Source organism: bacterium (assembly GCA_023228325.1).
Taxonomy (GTDB): domain Bacteria; phylum Auribacterota; class UBA6266; order UBA6266; family UBA6266; genus UBA6266.
Window position 1 is genome coordinate 1 of sequence record JALOBK010000017.1, and the last position, 6,760, is coordinate 6,760.

General features: G+C 27.3%; 4 protein-coding genes. All 4 read right to left on the reverse strand.

The features are described from left to right. Nucleotides 1–142 precede the first annotated feature (142 nt). Nucleotides 143–820: a hypothetical protein gene (locus M0R36_10840; protein MCK9556285.1), complete on the reverse strand. Its 678-nt coding sequence runs from the start codon at nucleotides 818–820 to the stop codon at nucleotides 143–145. After that, nucleotides 798–1,547 (reverse strand): hypothetical protein, encoded by a 750-nt coding sequence (locus M0R36_10845; protein MCK9556286.1) that lies wholly within the window; start codon nucleotides 1,545–1,547, stop codon nucleotides 798–800. The genes M0R36_10840 and M0R36_10845 overlap by 23 nt, the downstream gene beginning before the upstream one ends. A 639-nt stretch (nucleotides 1,548–2,186) precedes the next feature. Continuing rightward, a complete protein-coding gene (locus tag M0R36_10850) occupies nucleotides 2,187–2,990 on the reverse strand; it encodes a hypothetical protein (GenBank protein ID MCK9556287.1) in 804 nt (267 codons plus the stop codon). 464 nt (nucleotides 2,991–3,454) lie between these two features. Beyond that, the gene (locus M0R36_10855; GenBank protein ID MCK9556288.1) at nucleotides 3,455–6,721 is read right to left on the reverse strand and encodes a hypothetical protein; all 3,267 of its coding nucleotides are present in this window, start codon (nucleotides 6,719–6,721) and stop codon (nucleotides 3,455–3,457) included. Nucleotides 6,722–6,760: the final 39 nt, after the last annotated feature.

The following is a 6,760-nucleotide window of genomic DNA, read 5'->3' on the forward strand; positions in this document are numbered from 1 at the left end:
GCATTGAAACCGAACCAACTATTTTGCCGTTAGATATGAACAGCAAAGTTTTTGGTTCAACAAATACAACACCTACCTTCAATCGCATTTTACCTCCGCAGTAAATTTCACAATCTCCCAAAATTCGCCCACTCCCGACCAATCAACCCAATACATCCTGAAAAAATATTCCCTCCCTTTCTTTCATTTGAAATACCTTTTTCAACTTATATTTTACATGTTTATATTCTTCATAATCCGTTGTCTGAAACTCATTACATATAGAACATCTTTTGGTATTTGAATCCCTACATTCTGAAATTGAAAAATTAATAATTCTATGTAGTTCATTGGTTTGTGTGCCACCAAATTTTATTTTGTAGATATGATAATTTATTAAACCATTATATTGAGGTAAACAACAATTATGAAAATTTTTAATATTTTTTGTTAGAAACAATATTGTCTCTTTTAAGTATTTTAAAATTTTCATATTACAAATTTGAACATATAATTCATCGGGTTCAAAAGAATAATATATGCGTAAAAATTCATTAAACTTGTTATTTTTTAAATATATTAATGTATCAATTTTTTTTGTTATTATGTGTTTTGAACATATTTCGTTTTCTGGTGTATTCCAATACGATTTAATTTTATACATTGATCCTTCTGGAATCACTTGAATAATAAAATCTCTAATATGAGTATGAAGTTCAAAATAACTTTTCTTTCCATTTTTCAATATATATTTCTGCTGCATGAGATCAAACATGTGATTCATGTCAAAATTTCGTAATCTTTTTTTTAGTAATTCATCATGCAGTGGGTATACCTGCATCTAATTTCTCCTTGATATATTTTTTTATTGCATTATATACAAAATTAACTGCTTTGGCATTGCTTAAACATGGGGAAGAATTTCCCTCAACACAATATGAATTATTATTTGAAGCATACACAATATCAAAAGATGCAACGGTTAAATCTAAAGATTTTATATATTCTGAAAATTTTGGAATTATGTTTTCATCTTTAAAATCAACAAACTCATATTTCCAACCATTTAATCCTGTTTTAATCAAAAGACTTGCGGGATTATCCCATTTATTTGTCCATCTTTTTTCTTGAAACATTGAATTTCCATATCTATCAACAATCATTCTGTATTCTTTGTTATTCGGAATATATTCTGTTATAAATTTTATTTCCAATCCAGATAATAAATTCTTTTGAAATCCGAAAAATACAAGATGCCCAACACCATTCATATGATATTTTTGGTGTGCAATATACAATTTATCAGGATTCAATTCTCTTACACTCACTCTTGGAATTTCTAGTGGTAATCCTTTTCTATTTGTGGATAACATCCTTATTCCCTTATTATAATTAACATCAAATAATTTTCCATTTCCTTCTTCGTATGAATTCCCCCACCTGATTAAAATATCGCATGGTTTAAATTCTGGACCACATTCACATTTTAAAAGACCAGCTAAAGCAACTCCGGTTTCCATTGTGTATTTATCATTATACACCAGATACATATTTTCTTTGATATTCAATATACCCTCCTCTTTTTGGATAGAACAAAATTTTATTTCGGAGGTGACCGGCCAGAGTCACCTCCGATAGATTACTTAAAATCTTATACTACACACTAACTACACTAAACACACACAAACAATTCTGCCAGATTTGTCCTACCATTACTGACAACAATTCGATCACCTCGTTTCTTTTTGAATTTTTAAAAATTGGAAAACAATTTGGCTTATTGAAATCATATTAAATATGATCACCTATTTTATCCATTCTGAAATTAAATATGAGATAATTTCAATCAGTATATATACGTCAGCTATCCGCCTGAATACACACATGAAATATTCATATTTAATATAGGTTGAAGAACAGTAATCATATCAAAATATGATGGCATGAGTAGCAAGTAATAAGCATCTCATGCCTATCAACTTTACATTTTTCCGTTGCTGCCATATTGAAATATGAATCTAAGCTACCCCTTCTTGTCGGTTAAACTTAAATTGCCCAAATCAATATTGTGATTGACTGCGGATTGATGATTATCACAAAATCAACCAAGATAATCCTGCTGATGATTGAATCAATGCAAAACCAATATTAAATATTGACAAGCCAAACCCGAATCATCTTATCTTGGATTTTTTTGATTTCAATGTTTAAACTGTAACGTTAATTTTACAGTCTTCAAGGTATTTATTGATAATGTTTGATGCTCTGTTTTTTAAACTCCTTGGAACTTTGTTTAAAAATTCATCCCATTTATCCATATTGACATCCTTCGGAAGTTTCTTGTTTTTTAATCTGTAGCTATTCCACATGTTATAGTATGGATAAAATAAGTTCCATTCTTTTGGAGACATTGTGGATTTCACAAATTTCAGAAACTGTTTGTGATTTGAAACTGTTTTCTCAAATCTGTCAATTGAAAAGTACACCGAATATACAACACTAAGAATAGAAAAAGCCCATCTTGGATCACTCAGCCAAGATGATGGTGTTCTCCATTCTATGCTTTTATCATGGTCGTCTCTATATTCACCATGTTTTCCATATCCTCGACCTAATCTAGATTCTCTCCCTGGCTCACAATCCAGGAAATTTAATTTATCCCATTTTTCAATTGCATTTTTCATTTTATCATTTATTGTTTTATTTTTGTTTTTATCAATGTGTATATGTCCTCCGGAAGAGGGTTCACCAAATCCTCCAGAATGATATACTATTGTTTCTATTCCTTTTAAATGATTTTTAAATGTTTTATCAACTGCTCTCAATGAAAGTCCAATCTGTGTTACTACAAACATTGGACTTCCGGGCTTTGGACGCAATTCGACGACTTTCCCACCGTGGTCCCACCCAATGATATCAGTTTTGAATGGAGGCATATTTCCATTGAAAATAATTTTTTCTTTTTCTTTATTTAGAAGAGTATACCCGAATTCAGGATCACATCCAATCATGTTCTTCACAAAAAATCCTCCATTAAAAAATTGCCAGAATCGTTGCCACTATTCTGGCTAATGATGCACGGGCCATACTTGAAAACACTAGGAAATATGATACCCTGCGTTGGCAACTACAGAATACCCAATTTAAATAGGTCGCTAGACCCCAGATGCCTCGACTAAAAAAAATTAACAAACAATACCTATCAATTAAATAATATATGTACTTTTTTTGAATTACGAAATGAAAACAGCTGTTCTATTTAGAACATAATTTTGGATTTTGGAGATTATTAAGAAAATGAATTAATTTGAATTTAGTTAAGATCACATTTATATATTAATACAAATTCTTCTCAACTAAAAAAATTTCAATCGTGAGAAAATATATTTTGTTATATTGTAAGAACGCAATGCGTCTTATGAACGCATTGCTCCCACACCAATATAAAAATTTGAATATTATTGAGAACTGATGATTAAATTAAAATTTTTGAATATGATTTATTATTCCAATTAAACACAATATTATTTGGAATATAATCATCTTTAGTATATTCTCTATCAAATATCAATATTTCCTTGACTGAATCACTTATAGATTCTAACACATGATTTTTCAATTTAAATAAAGTGGTTCCAAATTCAAAATATTCTTCTTTAAGTTTACAAATTTTATTAAGTGAAATTCCAATAGCTTCTTCAACTTTAATTCTACAACCATAATAATTTATTAATTTTTGATAGTTATTATTCAATTTGTCTTTCAATTTATTAAGTACACTATCTTTATCAATTTTTTGTTTATCACATTCTTTATCCAGTATGGATTTAAATTCATGGAAATATCTTTCACTAAATTCTTCCATCAGACAATAAGATATATTTCCATTGATATTAATACAATATTCTTGATCCCGAATTGAATTGTATACTGATAAAATAATTTTTGAATAATTTTCTAGTTTTTTATTTTCAATAATAGTTGGCTTCAATAGTTCGTATCTATGATTGGAAATTAATTTATTATCAATATGTTTAAGTAAACAAGTTTTCATAGTTTCAATCGAGAATATATAGATGCACAAATAAAGATTGTCAAGAATACATTCTATATCAAGATCTTTGTTTTTTGGATCGATTATAGATTGAAAATATTTAGAAAATTTTCTATAAGTCAAAATAAAATTTTCTTTGTCTTTCAGATTTATAAAATTAGTATTAACAATTTCCAATTGGTTTTTGTGATCTAAAATAATTTCTTCATATAAATTGAAATTACATTCTTTAATAACTCCAATAAGTTTATTCAGAGTTTTAGTGTAAGTATTTAAACTATTGACCACAATATTATTGAATCCAAATTTCCAACTATCTTTAAATATTTTTTTGTTTATTTTTTTCATTAAAAATTCTTTTTCATTATCATTCAATTTAAAAATATTTGATGTCATGTTGTATATGGTGTCTCCAATATTTTTTATGTTAGATCTGTTTATAAAAATATCTTCTTCTTTATTTTTAGGTGGATCAATTTTATTATTAGAATTTTTTATATTTTCATTTTCATTATAGGATTTAAATTCAATGTTATATCTGGAATTCTTCATAGCTGCTAAGGACACACCTGAAATATCGTCATATGCATAAATAAAAACCTTTGGTTTTTCTTTTAGAATTTTTCCCCTCTCTCCAAAAAATCTTCCAAGGGTTTGATTTATAGCATCGGTTAACTTATTAACTGACATATTGAAATACTTTGTTTTCAACTCATCATTCAAATCCAATTGAGCACACACAGAATCCTCATTCTTAATATCATTCCCATGAACTTTTAGAAATGTTTTTGCTAATGCCTTGGGATTATCTGGTGAAATAAAATAGTGAACTTCTTTTATTGGATCATCATTTTTATCTCTCTCAATGAAAATATTACTTCCCTTAATGGATGTTGATGTGATATCCCCTTCAAATTTATTGTTAGCTATAACTAAAATTGAATCTGAATCTTTCTTTATTTTCTTTATGAATTCACGAATGGTATCTTGATTTTTAGATATCGGAAGAATATCATTATATTCTTTTTCGCTATTGAACACATACGCAATTGCCGTTTCTTCTTTATTTAAGATTTTTGATGTTCTATCTTCTATATTAACGTTTTCAAAATTGTTTGTTAAATATTCAATTGGAATTATTTCGGTTGTAAGAATAAATGTCTTGATATTGTTTTCATAAAAGATATTGAAGAAATTTTTCTTTTCTGATTTTGGTATAAATAAAAGTTCTCCGGCTTTAAAATTCTTATCCTGAAAATACGCAGGATTTACTATATCAAATGAAGAATTTTTAAACATATCCTTGTTCATTATCAGTTCTGGATCATCAAGATATTTTATTGTTTCCTCAATATTTTTGTTGTATTTTCTTTTTAGTTTAATTTTAAGCATATTCAATTGTTTTCTTAAATTCATTTTTTCTTCATCATTATTTGATTGTACTAGAAGCTTTCTCATTTCTTTAATTTTATTTAAAATACTTTCCATATTATCATACTTGGACCCATAGACTGCAGAAGCAGAATTTAATTCTTCAATCGTTAAAAATGGTGAATTTAATAATGGGAATTCATCAAATATTAATACTGAATTATCTGTCCATTTCTTCAATGATTTTTCATTTAATTGTTTAAAGTAGTGAAGGAAATTGCTTTGATCTACAAAGAAAATATTGTTTGTGTTATCTGAAATATTTTCACTGAATATGTTATTATATCGTTTGGTTGTTTCAGTCATCAATTTATGAAGTGAATTTAATACAACTTTGCTCAAGAAAAGAATTTTGATTTTAAAATTATCATGATTTGTGTAATTTCCATTTCCAGGAAATACTTCAAATTTATCTATATGAATATTATCTATTAGAATTGGTTTTGTTGATTCATAATATGACTCGTTAATATTGTTGGCAATTGATGAATAATTTGGATCTATAACGGAACCATCACTTTCAATTTTATTTAGAATGGGATCAGTGAACATCCACGGAAGTTTTAGATCATTTTTGAGAAATCTTTTTATGTTTTTAAATATCTTCAGATCCATATATTGATTATACGCAACAGGATTTGTTTTATGTGCTGTTTCAATCATGACTAATCCAATACCATTTATATTTTTGTATTTTTCGAAAGATTTAATAATTTCGTTTAGATGAGTGTAAAGCATTCTGGTTGTTATCATATAATTTCCAGCGAGTGGATTTGTAATATTTCTTTTCTGAGAAGAATTTTTCCATTGATATTTTATCAGTTCTTTTTCTTTTTCCAGTTTATGCTCAAAGCGTATGCTTTGCTTATTCAATAATAAATTATCTGACACTAAAAATCCATCGTATATAAATTGATGGTGTTCTCCATTTATACCTTGTTTTATGCTATCATATAAATCTGGATAATTTGTTTTTATAATGCTTCTTAATATTTCGCTTTTGGAAATTAACCATTCTGGATTTTTGGATTGTTGTTTATTTGATTGTCCAAACAGTGATTTATAATTGTTAAATTTTTCAAGAGTTTGTATGATTGATGGACATATATAGAATACAGATCTATCTCCGTATTCCTTTTTAATTTCTGATGATTGATTAATAAATTTGTTAAATATTCCATATGATTTTCCACATCCCTCATTCCCTCGAAGGATATTAAAGGTTGAATGTTTTTCATTCTTGTTAATTAAAAACATAATTTAGGCTCCTTATTCAAAAATCGTTTTTTACATATT

Excerpts from the sequence above, each read along its gene's own strand:
- M0R36_10840 (MCK9556285.1), bottom strand. The coding sequence starts at position 820 with ATGCAGGTATACCCACTGCATGATGAATTACTAAAAAAAAGATTACGA.
- M0R36_10850 (MCK9556287.1), bottom strand. The coding sequence starts at position 2,990 with ATGATTGGATGTGATCCTGAATTCGGGTATACTCTTCTAAATAAAGAA.
- M0R36_10855 (MCK9556288.1), bottom strand. The coding sequence starts at position 6,721 with ATGTTTTTAATTAACAAGAATGAAAAACATTCAACCTTTAATATCCTT.